This window comes from Myxococcus sp. SDU36, assembly GCF_030168875.1.
GTDB classification, from domain to species: Bacteria; Myxococcota; Myxococcia; order Myxococcales; family Myxococcaceae; genus Myxococcus; species Myxococcus vastator.
Map to the genome: position 1 here is coordinate 2,038,492 of NZ_CP077414.1, position 18,054 is coordinate 2,056,545.

Genomic DNA, 18,054 nt, shown 5'->3' on the forward strand with positions numbered 1-18,054 from the left:
ATGCGCTGGAGCTGCCCACCGACAAGCCGCGCCCGGCGTTCCTCGGCAACCGGGGCGCGTCCGTGCCGGTGCGGCTGTCCCTGGCGCTCAGTCAGGCCGTGGAGACGCTGGCCCAGCGTGAAGGTGTCACCCCCTTCATGGTGCTGCTGGCGGCGTACCAGGTGCTGCTGAACCGGTACTCGGCACAGGACGACGTGCTGGTGGGCTCGCCCATCGCAGGACGGCATCACGCGCAGACGGAGGGGCTCATTGGCTTCTTCGTGAACACGCTGGTGCTGCGCGCGCGCTTCAGCTGGGAGCTGACCTTCCGCCAGTTGCTGGCGCAAGTGCGCGACACCACGCTGGGCGCCTACGAGCACCAGGACCTCCCCGTTGAGCGGCTGGTGGAGGAGCTCCAAGTCGAGCGCGATACGAGCCGCACCCCGCTCTTCCAGACGCTGTTCACCTTGCAGAACGCGCCCATCCCCGAGCTCGTGTTGCCCGGCCTGACGGTGAGGCCGGCCGACGGCGAGGACTCGGGCGTGGCCCTGTTCGAGCTGAGCCTGGACCTGCTCCGCGGCGCGGACGGCTTCAGCGGGGCGCTCAACTACAGCACCGACCTGTATGAAGCCGACACGGCCCGGCAGCTGGCGTCGCACTACCCGCGGCTCCTGGAGGGCATCCTGGCCCGGCCAGATGAGCGCGTGGCCGCGCTGCCGTTGATGGTTCCGGAGGAGCGCCGGGCCCTGCTCGAAGCGTCAAACGGGGCTCGGGAGGTGCTGCCCGAGGACGCGCGCATCCACGCGCTCTTCGAGGCGCAGGTGGCGCGCACGCCCGACGCGCTGGCCGTGATGGCGGGCGCCGAGTCGGTGACGTACCGGGAGCTGGATGAGCGGGCGAATGCGCTCGCCCTCCGCCTGCGCGCGGCGGGCGTGGGGCTGGAGCATCGCGTCGCCGTGTGCGTGGAGCGCTCGGTGGAGTTGCTGGTCGCGCTGCTGGGGGTGCTCAAGGCCGGCGGGGCGTACGTGCCGCTGGACTCGGAGTACCCGGTGGAGCGCCTGCGCTTCATGCTGGAGGACAGCGGCGCCCAGGTCATCGTGGCCCGCGCGGCGCTCCGAGCGCGGCTGGGAGAAGCGGAGGGCCGCGTCTGGTTGGACGCGGAGGTGCCGCCTTCTACCGGTGTGGTTCAAGCGCCTTCGGTCCCGGTGCCCCCCGAGGCCTCGGCGTACGTGCTCTACACGTCCGGCTCCACGGGTCGCCCCAAGGGCGTGGTCGTCCAGCACCAGTCACTGGTGAACTTCACTCGCGCGGCGTGGAAGGCGTTCCCAGTGGCGCCGGGAGACCGGGTGCTCCAGTTCGCCTCCATCAGTTGGGACACGAGCGCGGAGGAAATCTACCCGTGCCTGACGAGCGGCGGGACGCTGGTGCTCCGGACGCCGGACATGCTCGACGAGCCCGGCGCGTTCCTGGCGAAGTGCGAAGCGGCGGGTGTGACGCAGCTCAACCTGCCCACGGCGTTCTGGCACGACGTGACGGCGAGCCTCGAGGCTGGCACCGCCCGCCTTCCCCAGGGACTGAAGTGGGTGGTGACTGGCGGCGAGCGCGTGGCCCCGGAGCGGGTCGCCCAGTGGCGTCGGAGCGTCGGCGCCGAGGTGCCGCTGCTGAACACGTACGGACTCACCGAAGTGACGGCGGTGGCCACGTCCGTGGACCTGTCGTCCACCGGCGCCCGGCAGGCCGAGGGAGCCGAGCGCGAGGTCCCCATTGGCCGGGCCCTGACGAACGTGCGGCTGTACGTGGTGGATCGCGAGCTGGAGCCCGTCCCCCCGGGCGTGCCCGGCGAGCTGTTCATCGGCGGCGGCGGCGTGGCCCGCGGCTACCTGGGGCGGCCGGACCTGACGGCGGAGCGCTTCGTGCCTTCGCCCTTCGTGGAAGGCGAGCGCCTGTACCGGACCGGCGACCTGGCCCGGTGGCGCCGGGACGGGAACCTGGAGTACCTGGGCCGCGGCGATACGCAGGTGAAGGTCCGCGGCGTCCGCATCGAGCCCGGAGAGGTTGAAGCCGCCCTCCGCGCGCACCCGGCGGTCCACGACGCCGTGGTCCAGGCCCGCGAAGACGCCGCTGGCGACAAGCGGCTGGTGGCCTACGTCGTACCGTCGTCCGAAGCGGAAGCGGCCTCGGTGGAGGCGTCCGCCCTCCGCGAGCACCTGCGCCGGGGCCTCCCGGAGTACATGGTGCCAGCGGCCTTCGTGTCGCTGAGCGCCCTGCCCCTGACGCCTGGTGGCAAGGTGGACCGGAGGGCCCTTCCGGCGCCGGAGGGCTCGCAGCTGGCGCTCACCCGTGACACCGAGCCGCCCGCGACACCCACGGAGGCCCGGCTGGCGGAGCTCTGGCGGGAGCTGCTGCGAATCCCCACCGTGGGACGGCGCGACAACTTCTTCGAGCTGGGGGGCCACTCCCTGCTGGCCACGCGCGTGGTGGCCCGTATCCGCGCCGACTTCGACGTGGAGTTGAGCCTGCGCGCCTTCTTCGAGGCGCCCACCGTGGCGGGACTCGCGGCGCGTCTGTCCTCCGCCGCGTCCGCCACGCGCCTGCCACCACTCACGCGCGCGCAGGGTGACGGTCCGGCGCCGCTGTCCTTCGCGCAGCAACGCCTGTGGTTCCTGGCCCAGCTCCAACCGGGAGACGTGTCCTACAACATGCCGTCCGCGCTCCAGTTGTCCGGCGCCCTGGACGTCGAGGCCCTGCGGCGTGCCGTGAATGCCCTGGTGGAGCGGCACGAAGCGCTCCGCACCACGTTCCAGGCCGAGGCGGGTGAGCCCCGTCAAGTCGTCCAGCCACCGCGCGCGCTGCCGATGACCACGGTGGACCTCTCGGCGCTCCACGGACGGGCGCACCGGGAGGCGGAGGCGCTGAAGCACGCCACGCATGACGCACAACGGCCCTTCGACTTGTCCACGGGTCCGCTGCTCCGCGTCACCTTGCTGAAGCTCGCTCCCACCGAGCATGTGCTGCTGCTCTGCATGCACCACATCATCTCGGACGGCTGGTCCATGGGCGTGCTCGTCCGCGAAGTGGCCGCGTTCTACGAAGCCTTCCGGCGCGGCCAGCGCGTCACCCTGCCCGAGCTTCCCGTGCAGTACGCCGACTACGCCGTCTGGCAGCGCGGGTGGATGCAGGGCGAGACGCTGACGCACCACCTGGACTGGTGGAAGGAGCTGCTGGCCGGTGCGCCGCACGCGCTGGAGTTGCCCACCGACAAGCCCCGGCCCGCGGTGCTGAATCACCACGGCGCCGGAGTGCCGGTGCAGCTCCCGCTCGCGCTCAGTCAGTCGCTGGAGGCCCTGGCCCAGCAGGAAGGCGTCACGCCGTTCATGCTGCTGCTCGCGGCCTTCCAGGCGCTCCTGGCCCGTCACTCCGGGCAGGACGACGTGCTGGTGGGCTCGCCCATCGCCGGCCGCCGTCAGACGCAGACCGAACCCCTCATCGGCTTCTTCGTGAACACGCTGGTGCTGCGCGCTCGCATCTCCCCGGAGACGACGTTCCGCCAGCTGCTGGCGCAAGTGCGCGACACCACCCTGGGCGCCTACGAGCACCAGGAGGTGCCCTTCGAACGGTTGGTGGAGGAGCTACAGCCGTCGCGAGACTTGAGCCGCACGCCGCTGTTCCAGGCCCTCTTCGCCCTGCAGAACGCACCGGCCGGCGAGTTCTCCCTCCCGGAGCTCACCCTGCGAGAGCTGGAGCCGGCCCATGGCATGAGCCGGTTCGAGCTGGAGCTGGCGGTGTCCCGTCTCCCAGAGGGCTACCAGGGCGCGCTCATCTACAGCACGGAGCTGTTCGAGCCCGCCACGGCGGAGCAGTTGGTGGCGCACTTCGAAATGGTGCTCGAAGGCGCCGTGGCCGCGCCGGACGTCCCGGTCTCCACCCTGCCCCTCCACACGGAGGTGGAGCAGCAGCAGTTGATGGTGGACTGGAACAGCACCGCGTCCGACGGCCCGCGTGGCGGGTTCTTCCGCGCGCGCTTCGAGCAGCAAGCGGCCCACACGCCCGATGCCCCCGCCGTGACGCTGGGGACGCATGCGCTGACGTTTGGCCAGCTCAACGCGAAGGCCAACCAGCTCGCCGCACACCTGCGCTCGCTGGGCGTGGGCCCCGAGGTCCGCGTGGCGCTGTGCCTGGAGCGCACGCCAGAGGCCATCGTCGCGGTGCTGGCGGTGCTCAAGGCGGGTGGAGCCTTCGTCCCCATCGACCCGGCGTCCCCGGCGCAGCGCAAGTCTTTCGTCCTGCAGGACAGTGACGCGTCCGTCCTCCTCACCGTCCAGCACCTGGTTGAGTCCTGGCAGCCTCGAGTACAGCACCTGCTGTGTCTGGATGCCGAGGCATCGACGCTGACGTCACTGCCCACGGACGAGGTCGCGGTGGAGGTCCGCGGGGAGAATCTCGCGTACGTCATCTACACGTCCGGCTCCACGGGCCTGCCCAAGGGCGTCATGGTGCAGCACCACTCGCTGGCCGCGCTGCATTCGGCCTCGAGCCAGGCGTTCCACGCGGGGCTGGCCCCGGGGCAGCGCTTCAGCCTCAACGCGCCGTTCTACTTCGACGTCAGCATGGACCAGCTCGTGCACCTGGCGGACGGACACTGCCTGTGCCTGCTGCCCGAGGAGACGCGGAAGGACCCGGAGGCCATGCTGGCGTGGCTGGAGCAGCAGCGCGTGGACGTGCTGGACTGCACGCCCGCGCAGCTGACGCTCCTGCTCCAGGCGGGGCTGCTGGAGCGGCCCCACGTCCCCGCGAGGATTCTGTGCGCGGGTGAGGCCATGGACCCGTCGCTCTGGAGCCAGTTGGCGACCACGGAGCGCACGACGGCGTTCAACGCCTACGGCCCCACGGAGAGCACCGTGTACGCCACGTTCGCGAAGGTGCAGCGCAGTCCGAGTCCGGTCCCCGTCATCGGCAAGCCGCTGGCTGGAACGCGGGCGTATGTGCTGGATGCGAGGCAACAGCTTGCGCCGCTGGGCACCGCGGGCGAGCTCTATCTGGCGGGAGACGGGCTGGCTCGGGGCTACCTGGGGCAGCCACGGCTCACAGCGGAGCGCTTCGTCCCCGACCCGTTCGCGACGACGCCCGGCGAGCGGCTCTACCGCACGGGAGACAAGGCGCGGTGGCGGCACGACGGCACGCTGGAGTACCTGGGCCGGCTCGACTTCCAGGTGAAGCTGCGCGGCTTCCGCATCGAGCTGGGCGAAGTCGAGACCGCCTTGCGCGCGCACGACGGGGTCCAAGACACGGTGGTGCTAGCGCGAGAGGACGTGCCGGGAGACAAGCGGCTCGTCGCCTACGTCGTGGGCGGCGCGGTCACCGCCGATGCCCTGCGCCAGCACCTCCAGCAGCGTCTGCCCGAGTACATGGTGCCCGCTGCATTCGTGTCACTGGCGTCCCTGCCGCTCACGTCCACCGGCAAGGTCGACCGCAAGGCCTTGCCGGCAGCGGAGGACTCGCAGCTCACGCTGACGCGCGACGCCGAGCCCCCCGCGACGCCGGTGGAAGTCCGGCTGGCGGAGGTCTGGAAGGAGCTGCTGCGCGTTCCCACCGTGGGACGGCGCGACAACTTCTTCGAGCTGGGAGGCCACTCCCTGTTGGCCACCCAGGTCGTGGCCCGTCTCCGCGCGGCCTTCGATGTGGAGCTGAGCCTCCGTACGTTCTTCGAGGCCCCCACCGTGGCCGCGCTCGCCGAGCGTCTGGCCTCCGCCACCTCAGGCTCCAGGCTCCCACCCTTGAGGCGCGGTGGGAGGGACGGCCAGGTGCCGCTCTCCTTCGCGCAGCAGCGGCTGTGGTTCCTGGACCAGCTCAAGCCGGGGGACGTGTCCTACAACATGCCGTCCGCGTTGCGGTTGTCCGGCGCCCTGGACGTCGAGGCCCTGCGGCGCGCCGTGAATGCCCTGGTGGAGCGGCACGAAGCGCTCCGCACCACGTTCCAGTCCGTGGATGGTGAGCCCCGGCAGGTCATCCACCCGCCGCACGCCACGGAGGTGGTGGTGGTGGACCTCTCTGACGTCCAGGACCGGGCGCAGCGGGACGCGGAGGCGTTGAAGCGCGCCACTCAGGATGCGCGGCAGCCGTTCAAGCTCTCCGAGGGGCCGCTGCTGCGCGTCACCCTGCTGAAGCTGGAGCCGTCCGAGCACGTCTTGCTGCTGTGCCTGCACCACATCGTCTCGGACGGCTGGTCCATGGGCGTGCTGGTCCGTGAGGTGACTTCGCTCTACGGGGCCTTCCAGTCTGGGACACCCGCGACCCTGCCCGAGCTTCCGGTGCAGTACGCCGACTACGCGGTGTGGCAACGCGGCTGGCTCCAGGGCGAGACGCTGAAGGAGCAGCTCGGCTGGTGGAAGACGCAACTGGCGGGCGCGCCGCATGCCTTGGAGCTGCACACCGACAAGCCGCGGCCCGCGGTGCTGCGCCACCACGGCGCGGCGGTTCCGGTGCGACTGACGCACGAGCTCTCCCTGATGTTGGAGGTGCTGGCTCAGCGTGAAGGCGTCACGCCCTTCATGCTGTTGCTGGCGGGCTTCCAGGCCGTCCTCGCCCGTCATTCGGGACAGGACGACGTGCTGGTGGGCTCGCCCATCGCCGGCCGGCGCCACGCGGAGACCGAGCCTCTCATCGGCTTCTTCGTCAACACGCTGGTGCTGCGCGCCCGAGTCACGCCCTCTACGACGTTCCGTCAGTTGCTGGCGCAAGTGCGAGACACCACGCTGGGGGCCTACGAGCACCAGGACGTGCCCTTCGAGCGGCTGGTGGAGGAACTCCAGCCTTCGCGCGACCTGAGCCGCACGCCGCTGTTCCAGGTGATGTTCGCGCTCCAGAACACCCAGGTCCCGGAGCTGGTGTTGCCCAAGCTGGCGGTGCGTCCCGCGGACGTGGACGCCTCCGGTGTGACGCTGTTCGAGCTGAACCTGGACCTGTCACGCGGCCAGGACGGGTACGAAGGGGCGCTGGCCTACAGCACCGAGCTGTTCGAGCGCGCCACGGCGGAGCGGTTGGCCACCCACCTCCAGTTGTTGCTGGAGCGCGCCGTGCTCTCACCGGAGGTGGCCATCGCCACCCTGCCCCTGCACACGGAGACGGAGCTGCGGCAGTTGATGGTGGACTGGCACAGCGTCGCACCGGACGGCGCGCGTGGCGGGTTCTTCCGCGCGCGCTTCGAGCAGCAAGCGGCCCACACGCCCGATGCCCCCGCCGTGACGATGGGGACGCATGCGCTGACGTTTGGCCAGCTCAACGCGAAGGCCAACCAGCTCGCCGCGCACCTGCGCTCGCTGGGCGTGGGCCCGGAGGTCCGCGTGGGCCTGTGCCTGGAGCGCACGCCGGACGCCATCGTCGCGGTGCTGGCGGTGCTCAAGGCCGGCGGGGCCTTCGTCCCCATCGACCCGGCGTCCCCGGCGCAGCGCAAGTCCTTCGTCCTGAAGGACAGTGACGCGTCCGTCCTCCTCACCGTCCAGCACCTGGTTGAGTCCTGGCAGCCTCGAGTCCAGCACCTGCTGTGCCTGGACACCGAGGCCTCGAAGCTGGCGTCACTGCCCACGGACAACGTCCCGGTGAACGTCCGGGGAGAGCACCTCGCGTACGTCATCTACACGTCCGGCTCCACGGGCCTGCCCAAGGGCGTCATGGTGCAGCACCATTCGTTGGCCGCGCTGCATTCGGCCTCGAGCCAGGCGTTCCACCCGGGGCTGGCCCCGGGACAGCGCTTCAGCCTCAACGCGCCGCTCTACTTCGACGTCAGCATGGACCAGCTCGTGCACCTGGCGGACGGACACTGCCTGTGCCTGCTGCCCGAGGACACCCGGAGGAATCCCGAGGCGATGGTGGCGTGGCTGGAGCAGCAGCGCGTGGACGTGCTGGACTGCACGCCCGCGCAGCTGACGCTCCTGCTCCAGGCGGGGCTGCTGGAGCGGCCCCACGTCCCCGCGAGGATTCTGTGCGCGGGTGAGGCCATGGACCCGTCGCTCTGGAGCCAGTTGGCGACCACGGAGCGCACGACGGCGTTCAACGCCTACGGCCCCACGGAGAGCACCGTGTACGCCACGTTCGCGAAGGTGCAGCGCAGTCCGAGTCCGGTCCCCGTCATCGGCAAGCCGCTGGCGGGAACGCGGGCGTATGTGCTGGATGCGAGGCAACAGCTTGCGCCGCTGGGCACCGCGGGCGAGCTCTATCTGGCGGGAGACGGGCTGGCCCGTGGCTACCTGGGGCAGCCACGGCTCACGGCGGAGCGCTTCGTCCCCGACCCGTTCGCGACGACGCCCGGCGGGCGGCTCTACCGCACGGGAGACAAGGCGCGGTGGCGGCACGACGGCACGCTGGAGTACCTGGGCCGGCTCGACTTCCAGGTGAAGCTGCGCGGCTTCCGCATCGAGCTGGGCGAAGTCGAGGCCGCCTTGCGTGCGCACGACGCGGTGCGGGACGCCGTGGTGCTCGCGCGCGAGGACGTGCCGGGAGACAAGCGGCTCGTCGCCTACGTCGTCGCCGACGCGGTCACCGCCGATGCCCTGCGCCAGCACCTCCAGCAGCGCTTGCCGGAGTACATGGTGCCCGCGGCCTTCGTGCCACTGGCGTCCCTGCCGCTCACACCCAGCGGCAAGGTCGACCGCAAGGCCCTGCCCTCCCCCACGCTCGCGGACACTCGGAGCCAGGAGGTCCATGTGGCGCCTCGGGATGCGCTGGAGCTGCGGCTCGTGCGTGCGTGGGAGCAGGTGCTCGGCCTGGAGCCCATCAGCGTGCGCTCCGGCTTCTTCGAGCTGGGTGGACACTCGCTGCTGGCCGTGCGGCTCGTCTCGGCCCTGCGCGAGTCCCTGGACCGGCCGCTTCCGCTGGCCGCGCTGTTCCAGGCGCCCACGGTGGAGCAGCTCGCCGCCTTGCTGCGTCGCGACGACGCCGGCCAGTCGTCACTGCTGGTCCCGTTCGATGCGGGCCGGAGTGGAACGGAGGTTCCGTTCTTCTGCGTGCACCCGGTCGGCGGCAACGTCCTGGCCTACGCGGAGCTGGCCCGGCTGCTGGGGCCGGAGCGTCCGTTCTACGGCCTCCAGGCCCAGGGGCTCGACGGAAGCACGCCTCCGCTGGGCACGGTGGAGGAGATGGCCGCCGCCTACGTGGAGGCCATCCGCGCGGTCCAACCCGCCGGGCCCTACCTGCTGGGCGGCTGGTCCGTGGGCGGCGTCATCGCCTATGAGATGGCGCGCCAGCTTCGCGAGCATGGAGACGCGGTGGCCCTGCTGGCGCTCATCGACGCCTACACGCCCGCGGCGCTCACCGCCGCCGAGCCCGAGCCCGACGCCGCGCGAGTCATCGCCGCCTTCGCGAGCGACGTGCTGGGCATCGGGCTCACGGACATCGCCCCGCAGGACGCGTCCCAGTCGCCCGAGGCCCCACTGGAGGCGCTCTGGGAAGCCGGCCAGCGCGCGGGCACCCTGTCGCCGGGAATGGAGCCCGCGCACCTGCGGGCCCTGCTTCAGGTGTTCGAGGCCAACCTCCGGGCCGCCCGCCGCTACCAGCCGCCCGCGCTGAACCTGGGCCGGGTGTTGCGGCTCCAGGCGACGGAGGGCGCGGAGGGCCTGCCCGAGGACGGTGGGTGGAAGGCGCTGGTGGGCGCCGGACTGGAGCAACACGCCGTGTCCGGCGACCACTACAGCGTGCTGCGCGCCCCGGGGGTCCGCGAGCTGGCGGACCGGCTCCGGAGCGCGCTGAAGCTCACCACCGGGTGAGGAGGAACTCGACGCCCAGGCCCAGCTCCTTGAAGTACTTGGGCGTCCCTCTGATGAGCTGCCGCTCTCCCTCCGTCTTCTTGAGGAGGTAGACCGGCACCGTGAGGCGCACGCCCACCATCTCCGCCAGGTCCACGCCCAGGCGGGCCTCCGGAATCGTCAGCGCCCATTCGTTGGGCTGGGTGAGGTATCCGGCGGACACGCCCAGTCCGGCGCGCCACCGGACGTACGGGCCCAAATCCAGGAATGGAATCGCGCCGGAGAAGCCATCCATGTCGGAGACGCAGTCGATGTAGAGGCCCAGCGAAGCCCAACGGATGCGCGTGTCGTTGGGCACGAGCTGGTCCATGTCCCGCACGCCCAGCCCGGACAACACGGTGCCGAAGCGCCACTCGTTGCGGCTGTAGGCGTAGTCCTCGCGGCCTTGTTCGGACCCGAGGAATGGCAGCTCCACGCCCACGCCCACGCCTCGCTGGCGCATGGCGCTGAGCGTCCAGACGTGGTGCGGCTTCGAGTACGTCAGCCACTCATCCAGGAACGCGGAGCCCGCGGGGCGGAGTGGAATCTTGAGGTTGCCCTTCTGCTGCGTGACGAGGCTGTGGAAGGCGGTGCCCACGCGCTGGCGGACCGGGATGAGGTCCTCGCGGGTCCCCGTGGCTTCGATGCCCTCCATGACGCCGTCGCTGTACTGGTAGCCCACGTCGCCCAGCACGGCGAGCAGGTCGTCGACCTGTCCCTTCTGGAGCTGTCCCGCCTTCGCCTGCTGCGTCAGGGTGTCGGTGGCCTTGCGCAGCCGCTCCAGCTGCGGCGTCGCCTTGCAATCGCTGCCCACGACGCAACGGAAGCCGGGCGAGTCGATGCCCAGGACGTTCAGCACGCGCAGCTCGCGATCCCTCAGGCGCTCCTTGTCGGCGCGAGGCACCAGCAGGTCGACGGCGCGCGTCGAGGTGAGCTGGGTCGACAGGAAGCGGATGGCGTCCTGCATGCCCCGGTAGAAGTCGTGCTCGCGGAAGCGCCGGTCGTAGAAGCCCATCATCGCGAACTGGAACTCCGACGGGAGCACGGACGTGCGGCGGGGAATCTGGATGCGGCCCGACAGATTGATGTCGTGCTCCAGCGTGTTGAGCACGGCGCTGTCGCGCGCGGCGCTCAGCACGTTGCCCAGGTACTGGAAGTAGGCTTCGTCCAAGGGGCTGCGGGAGCGCTTCGGCCGCGCGGGCGCTGGCGCCCAGTCCCAGCCGACGGCGTCCTGGTCCAGGTAGACGACGGGGAACCGCTCGCGATTGAGCGTCGTCTCCCGCGACTCGCTGCGCTCCACCCACCGCGAGCCGAGCCGCACCGCCAGGTCCACGGGGTTGTTGTTGAGCACGCCGCCGTCAATGAGCTTGAGGGGCTCCAAGGGCCCCCATTGCGTCTCGTTGAAGAAGGAGACATCGACGGGGACCGGCGGGAACGCCAGCGGAAAGGCTCCAGAGGCCTGCGGGGTGAGCAGCAGGTTCTCCAGGGACACCTCGTGGCCGCCGTCGCCCGTCGGCTGGGCGCCCAGCGCCGGGTAGTACGCGAGCTCCTTGGGCTTCACTCCGATGTGGGGGAACGACGCGCTCACCGCGCCCTCCATGAAGGGCAGCCGGGCGGTGAGCTTCCCTTCGCCCTGCGTCATCACCTGCACGACGAGCTTCTCCGTCACGCGCTTCAGCTTGAACTGGGAGTCAGGTCCGCCCTGGCCGAAGGGCACCTCGCGCCCGCGCAGGTTCGTCACGGTGATGCCGTAGGCGAAGGTGCAGTCCTCCTTGAAGCGGGTCGTCTGGGCCTTCTTCAGGATGAGCCGCAGGGTGTCCTGCATGTGCGGCTCGCTGAAGAGGTGCGTGCCCTGAGCGGGCTCATTCCGCTCTTCGGGGAGCAGCCGCCCCAGGTCGAGCTGGTCGATCCACACGCTCCAGAAGAGGCTCTGCTCTGGCGCCCACGTGGGCTGGGCGAACGCCGTGTCACACGAGGCCAGTCCGCCGAGCAGCGCGTTCACCGCCCCCGCCGAGGCGCCCGTCCACACCCGCGGCGCCGGGTTGCCCAGGTCCGCCTGCGCGCCTTCTCGCTGCGCGACGCTCCAGAACCGGACCAGCGTGGAGATGAACCCCGCCTGATACGCGCCCAGGCTGATGCCGCCGCTGACGACCAGGGCCGGCGCGCTGCGCTCCGTCTCCTCGGCCAGCGCGCGGGCCTTGGCGTAGTCCTCGATGTGCGGTGGCAGGTACGGCGTCCCCTCGGGGACCAGCCCGGTGTCCTTCGCGAAGGCGCCACCGTTCGGCGCAACGGGCGGCACCTCGGGGCTCACCGCCGGGACGGGCTCGGTGACAGCGGTGGCCGGCGCTTCGCTCGCTTCGGCTTCGGGCGGCGCCGCTGGCGCATCAGGGAGCGCCTCAGCGGGGGCGTCCGCTGGTACGGCGTCGGCGGGCGTGGAGGAGTCCTCGGCCTCGGAGGGGACCGGGGGGAAGGCTTGCGCCTGCGCGGTGCTCGTCGCTGCGAGCAGGACCACGGCACAGGCACGAAGAAGAGTCTTGGGCATTCGCAGGGCTCGGAAGAGGGTCGACGTTGAGGCTATCCCTCAATCCTGACCCTGATCCCGGAAGCCCGGCAACCACGGAAGACGCCGGGGAAGCTGTTGTCCCCGGCGCCCTGTACATGAAGGCCTACGTCTACTTCTGCAATTCGTGCGAGCTGTCGGCGGCGGCCTGCTCCGGCGCCGCGACGAACAGGGCGTCGCCCGTGCTGGACACCTGGGGGCGCAGCGGCACGGCCACCGAGTCGTGGACCAGCGCGGGCACCGCCACGGGCTCCACGGTGGCGGTGGCCTGGGCGCGCTGCGCGGCCTGCCGGCGGCGCCACACGAAGTAGCCGATGGCGGCCACGGCCAGCACGCCCATGACCGCGAACTGCCCTTCCTTGAACTTGGAGATCAGCGTGTCCAGCTCGCCACCGAAGTGGAAGCCGAGCCAGATGAACACGGGCGCGGACAGCAGCGCCGCCAGGCCATCCCAGAAGATGAAGCGCCAGTAGGACATGCCCACGGAGCCCGCGGTGAAGTACGTCACGGCGCGCACGCCCGGCATGAAGCGGGCGATGCAGACAATCTTCTGGCCGTGCTTGACGAAGAGGCCTTCCACCTTCGCGCGTTTCTCGGGTGTGACGATGCGGGCGAAGAAGCCGCCGCTGCCCTCACGTCCCAGCTTCCCGCCCAGCCGGCGGCCCGCGAGGTAGATGAGGCTGTCCCCGACGAGGATGCCCGCGAAGCCGACCACCATCATCACCGACAGGTTGGCGGCCCCCTTGTGGGCCAGGAAGCCCCCGAGGATGAGGGAGATGTCCTCCGGGAGAGGAACACCCAGACCGCAGGCCACCAGGATGCCGAACACGGTGGCATAGGCGAAGAAGCCCTGCGAGTCGCCGAGGAGGTTGGTGAGAAGTTCTTGCACGCGTCGTCCTGTCCGTTCACGTCCGAGGGGCCCGCCCCGGCCGTCAAAACTCCGGGTCAAACAAGGGGAAGCGACCCCAAAATCCCTGAAACCCGGCCTCCTCCTGGGCCCTCTTTGGCGCCCCTCGTCCCTGCTTATTCTCCGACCGCCGCCTCCCGCCGCCCCACTGTCCCGACGTCGCGCCGCCCCATCGGGCAGCCTGCCCACCTGGGTTCCAATCGTCCAGGAGGCCCATGCCGCCCCGCCGAGCAGCTTAACCACCGCCCGCCCGAATGGCGTCTCCTTCGGCTCAGGCCGCGGGGGCTTTTCGAATCAGCGTGCGCAGCATGTCCCGGTTGCCGCGGGCCTTCTGGCCGAAGTGCGCGACGATGCCCATCAGCAGCTTCACGCAGGCCTGCGGCTTGGTGGCCAGGAGTTTCTGGAAATCCGCGGCGCGAATCTCCAGGGCCGACACGTCGGTGACGGCGGTGGCGGTGCACAGCCGCTCACCCTTCTGCACCAGGGCCAGCTCACCCAGGGGTTCGCCGGAGCCGACCTCACCCAGGGACACGTCTTCGCCCCCGGCGCTCCTGGCGCTCAGGCGCACGGTGCCCTCCCCCACGATGAGGAGCGACTCGCCCGTCTTGCCCTCGGCGAAGAGCGCGGTTCCCTTGGGGAACGCACGGGCGACGGCAACCCCGGCGAAAATCTGGATGCCGGTGTCCGTGAAACCCTTGAACAGCGGACACGCCTTGAGCGTTGTGGCAGGCACGAGAGCCATGGATGTGCTCCTAACACGCCCAGCGTAGGCTCGCGAGCGACTCAGCGGTCCGTGTGGTACTCGGCCGCGAGCAACACGTAGTGCTGGGCGGACATCAGGAGGAACTCACGCTCCGCCTCGGTGATGGGGCGCTTCACCCGGCCCGGAGAGCCCACCACCAGGGAACCCGGGGGAATCTTCGTGCCCGGCGTCAGCAGGGCCCCCGCGCCGATGATGCAGTCGTCCCCCACCTCCGCGTCATCCATGACGGTGGCGCCCATGCCCACCAGCACCCGGTTGCCGATGGTGCACCCATGGAGGATGACGTGGTGCCCCACCGTCACGTCGTCCCCCACCGTGGTGGCGGACCTGCCGCTGGTGACGTGAACCAGGGAGAGGTCCTGCACGTTGGTGCGCTTCCCGATGCGGATGGGATTCACGTCCCCGCGCAGCACGCAGTTGAACCAGATGGAGGAGCCCTCCCCCACCTCGATGTCGCCCACGAGCTGGGCGGAGTCGTCCACGAAGCAGCCCGGGTGGACGCGGGGCGACATTCCTCGGAACGTTCTCAGCGGCATGGCGCTACGCCTCCGCGACGACGTGGAACGGCGCATCGGCCAGGGGCACCGGCAGCGGCTCCACCGTGGGCGGCTTGAGCAGGGCCACCTGCTTGCCCGCGAGCTGGTTGGGCGTGGCGCGCTCCACCTTCACCGTCACGAAGGCGCCCGCGGGGGCGTCCCCTTCGAAGTTGACGGTGCGGTTCTCCGGCGTGCGGCCGAAGCGCTTGGTGGCGTCGTAGCGCGAGTGCCCCTCCACCATGACCTCCACCTCCGAGCCCACGAGCGCCGCGGTGATTTCGCCGCTGATGCGCCGCTGCAGCTTCTGCAGCCGCTCCAGGCGGGCGATCTTCACCTCGTGCGGCACCGGGCCCCAGTCCTTCTCGCGCAGGGCCGCGCCCGTCTTGGGCCGCGGGCTGTAGACGAAGGAGAACTGGTTGTCGTAGCGGACCTGCTCGGTGAGCTGCATCGTCAGCTCGAACTCCTCCTCGGTCTCCCCGGGGAAGCCGACGATGATGTCCGTGGTGACGGCGATGCCCGGCCGCGCCTCGCGCAGCTTCGCCAGGCGCTCCAGGTACTGCACCACCGTGTAGTCGCGGCGCATCATCTTCAGGATGCGGTCGCTGCCACACTGCACCGGCAGGTGGAAGTGCGGGGTGATCTTCGGCTGGACGCGGAAGGCTTCGATCAGCTCGTCGGACAAGTCGTGCGGGTGGCTGGTGGTGAAGCGCACGCGCTCGATGCCCGGGACCTCCGCGGTGCGCAGCAGCAGCTGCGCGAAGGAGATGCCGCCCGCGTACGAGTTCACGTTCTGGCCGATGAGCGTCACCTCGCGCACGCCGACCTTGGCCAGGTCCGCCACCTCCACGAGCACGTCCGGGAACGCCCGGCTCACCTCGCGGCCGCGCGTGTGCGGCACGATGCAGAACGAGCAGACGTTGTCGCAGCCCTTCATCACCGTGACGAACTCGGTGACCTTGCCGCGTGACGTCTCCGGGTCGGCGCGCGGGAAGACGTACTCCTCCGAGTTCACGAAGGCCGTCTCCACCACCCGCGCCCGCTCCGCGGACACCCGGCCGATGATGTCCGGCAGGCGCGCGATGTTGTCGGGGCCGAAGACGAAGTCCAGGTACGGCACCTTCTTGAGGAGCTTGTCCTTCTCCTGCTGCGCCACGCACCCGCCCACGCCAATCAGCGCGCCGCGGCTGGCCTTCACCGGCTTGTACCTCCCCAGGGCGGACAGCATCTTGTCCTCCGCCTTCTCCCGGATGGAGCAGGTGTTGAGGATGATGAGGTCGGCGTTGTCCGGCACCGGCGTCGGCGCGTAGGACATCTGGCTCAACACCTCGCTCATGCGGAGCGAGTCGTTGACGTTCATCTGGCAGCCGAAGGTGTGGATGAAATAGCGCTTCATGGAAGAACCCTGAGCAAGTACGTGCCCTTATCCGATGGCCGGACGCGGAATGCAACCCGCCGCCCGCCCGGCGTCATCCCCGGCTGAGCAGGTGCGTCAGGCGGGTGTGCAGGTCCACCAGCTCTGTTTCGCGGGCCCGGAGCAGCGCCAGGGCGTCCTCGCCGTAACGCCGCGCCAGGGCGTCGGTTTCGCGCTCCTTCTTGAGCAGCTCGTCCTGGATGCGGCCCTTGAGCTCGTCCGCCGCGCCGCCCTGGAGCTGACCCAGCTTGTCCTGGAGCTTGCGGACCGCCCAGCGCCGTCCTCCGAAGGCCCGCAGCAACGCGCTGCCCTGCTCCGCCGTCCTGGCGTCCAGCCCGGACACGGCCAGGGCTTCGGTGTGGGCCTTGGCCAGGGTCTCCGTCCCCTGCCCGGAGGCCTGGGCCAGGTAGGTCTGCTGGTAGCGGACCAGGGCGTCGAGCATCGCCGCGTCCAGCGGGGGCGCGGCCCAGCGGAGGGTGCGGTCGTCGGCGGCGGTGAGGTCCGTGGACGACTCGCGGTTGGGGACGTCCTGGAAGCCGTGGTCGTCGACGAGGAAGGAGGACATGGGGAGGTGCCTTGGGAGGAATGGGCCCGGGATTACGCGGGCACGAGCTGGTCGGCGATCCGGGCCAGGTCCGACACGGAGGTGACGACGACGGCCTGGTGACAGTGCTTCTCGTAGGTGAGCATCTCGCTGTCGCCAATGCCCCAGTTGCCACGCTCCTCGGGGCAGATCCACAAGAGCCGCTTCGCCTTGCGGCGCAGATCCTTGAGGGCCCAGGCGTTGTTCGCGTTGTAGTTGTTCCGCCCGTCGCCAATCACCATGACGGTGGTGCGGCGGGTGATGCTGCCCAGGTGGTCCCGGGTGAAGTCGGCCAGGGCGCGGCCGTAGTTGGAGTTCGCGCTCAGCGACACCGTCTTTCCCGCGGTGGCCATGTCGATGGCGGCGTCCACCTCCAGGTCCTTGAAGTACTGCGTCACCTCGCCCACGTCGGACACGAAGACGAACGAGCGCACGCGGACGAAGAGCGACTGCATCGTGTGCATGAACAGCAGCATCATCCGCGAGGCCTGCCGCACGGAGTCGGACACGTCGCAGAGCACCACCAGCTCCGGGCGCTCCGGGCGGCGGCTGCGGAACTGGGGCACCATGGGCACCCCGCCCCACGGCATGTTCCGGCGCAGGGTGCGCCGCACGTTGAGGGCACCCTTGCGGCGCGAGCGCTGCTTCCGGATGAGCCGGCTGCGCAGCTTCTCCGCCAGGGTGCGCACGGCGGACTCCATCTGGTCCACCTCCGCCTGGGTGAGCAGGTGCAGCGGCTTGTCCGCGGCGGTGTCGGTGCGGCGGCGGATGCGGGCCTCCGCCTGGCGCTTCACCTCCTGGCGGGCGGCGTCCTCGATCTTCCGCATCGCCGCGGCGACGTGGCGCGAGACAATCTCCACCCCTTCTGGCGTGAGGCCCCGGGCCCGCAGCTCGTCCTCCAGTGACTTCATGTCGGACCGGGCCTTGTCCGCCCCGGCCGCCGCCAGCATGCGCCGGGAGAAGAAGCCAGCCTGGAGCGGGCTCTCCATTCGCGACAAGTCCAACTGCAGCGAGGCCATCCGGAAGATCTGCGCCAGCCGGGCCCGGTCTCCCATCAGCACGGCCTGGGCCAGGGGAGACATCTCCGGGAGGAGCTGGTGCATCTGGATGAGGACCATCTTCAGCAGGTCTCCCTCCAGGTAGCCTTCCTCCTCCAGTTGCTGCGCCAGCGACTTGTCGATGGCCTCGAACGTCCGCGCCGCGCCGGAGAAGTAGAACTCGAAGGCGCGGTTGAAGGTGTCCACGTCCAGCTCGCGCTTCACCAGCGTGGTGCGGAGCACCGAACGGAACAGGTTCCGGTCCTTGAGGCCTACCTCGGACGTGGCGCGCAGCGCGTCCTGGACCTCGGACGTACTGACACGCACACCGTTCTGGCGGAGGACTTCGGCGAACTCGACGATGCGGGCATCCACGCAACCATCATGTCCGGGGACGGCCCGCGCGCAATCGGGAATGAACGGCCGTGAAGCAAGCGGACGCCTGCCTCCCTGGTACACGCGGTGTAATCACTAAAATTTACTGAATTCCAGACTATTCCTG

At 70.3% G+C, this 18,054-nt stretch carries 8 protein-coding genes (1 of these 8 only partly in view); 1 reads left to right on the forward strand and 7 read right to left on the reverse strand.

Annotation, left to right across the window (positions count from 1 at the left end):
* A protein-coding gene (locus KGD87_RS08145; protein ID WP_284666901.1) for a non-ribosomal peptide synthase/polyketide synthase crosses the window boundary here: on the forward strand, positions 1 to 9,737 show its 3' portion. 33,151 nt of this gene lie to the left of the window's left edge; only the last 9,737 of its 42,888 coding nucleotides appear in the window; its start codon lies beyond the left edge, outside the window; it ends in the stop codon at positions 9,735 to 9,737.
* Here the strand turns inward: KGD87_RS08145 and KGD87_RS08150 are convergent.
* The 7 genes from KGD87_RS08150 to KGD87_RS08180 all read right to left on the reverse strand — a co-directional run bounded on the left by KGD87_RS08150 (position 9,724) and on the right by KGD87_RS08180 (position 17,927).
* Positions 9,724 to 12,297, reverse strand: a complete 2,574-nt coding sequence (locus KGD87_RS08150) for a patatin-like phospholipase family protein (protein WP_284666902.1) — start codon at positions 12,295 to 12,297, stop codon at positions 9,724 to 9,726. The two genes, KGD87_RS08145 and KGD87_RS08150, sit on opposite strands and share 14 nt — an antisense overlap.
* A gap of 130 nt (positions 12,298 to 12,427) precedes the next feature.
* Positions 12,428 to 13,204 (reverse strand): DedA family protein, encoded by a 777-nt coding sequence (locus KGD87_RS08155; RefSeq protein ID WP_284666903.1) that lies wholly within the window; start codon positions 13,202 to 13,204, stop codon positions 12,428 to 12,430.
* Between the two features lie 289 nt (positions 13,205 to 13,493).
* A complete protein-coding gene (locus tag KGD87_RS08160; RefSeq protein ID WP_284666904.1) occupies positions 13,494 to 13,964 on the reverse strand; it encodes a cyclic nucleotide-binding domain-containing protein in 471 nt (156 codons plus the stop codon).
* Positions 13,965 to 14,005: 41 nt separating this feature from the next.
* Positions 14,006 to 14,521, reverse strand: a complete 516-nt coding sequence (locus tag KGD87_RS08165; RefSeq protein WP_284666905.1) for a gamma carbonic anhydrase family protein — start codon at positions 14,519 to 14,521, stop codon at positions 14,006 to 14,008.
* A 4-nt stretch (positions 14,522 to 14,525) separates the two neighbouring features.
* On the reverse strand, positions 14,526 to 15,914 hold the full coding sequence (miaB, locus tag KGD87_RS08170) for a tRNA (N6-isopentenyl adenosine(37)-C2)-methylthiotransferase MiaB (RefSeq protein WP_284666906.1): 1,389 nt from the start codon (positions 15,912 to 15,914) through the stop codon (positions 14,526 to 14,528).
* A 73-nt stretch (positions 15,915 to 15,987) separates the two neighbouring features.
* Entirely contained in the window at positions 15,988 to 16,497 is a 510-nt protein-coding gene (locus KGD87_RS08175; protein WP_284666907.1) for a hypothetical protein, read from the reverse strand.
* A 32-nt stretch (positions 16,498 to 16,529) separates the two neighbouring features.
* Positions 16,530 to 17,927 carry a VWA domain-containing protein gene (locus KGD87_RS08180; protein ID WP_284666908.1) on the reverse strand — a complete coding sequence of 466 codons (1,398 nt, stop codon included), beginning with the start codon at positions 17,925 to 17,927 and terminating at the stop codon, positions 16,530 to 16,532.
* Between the last annotated feature and the right edge of the window lie 127 nt (positions 17,928 to 18,054).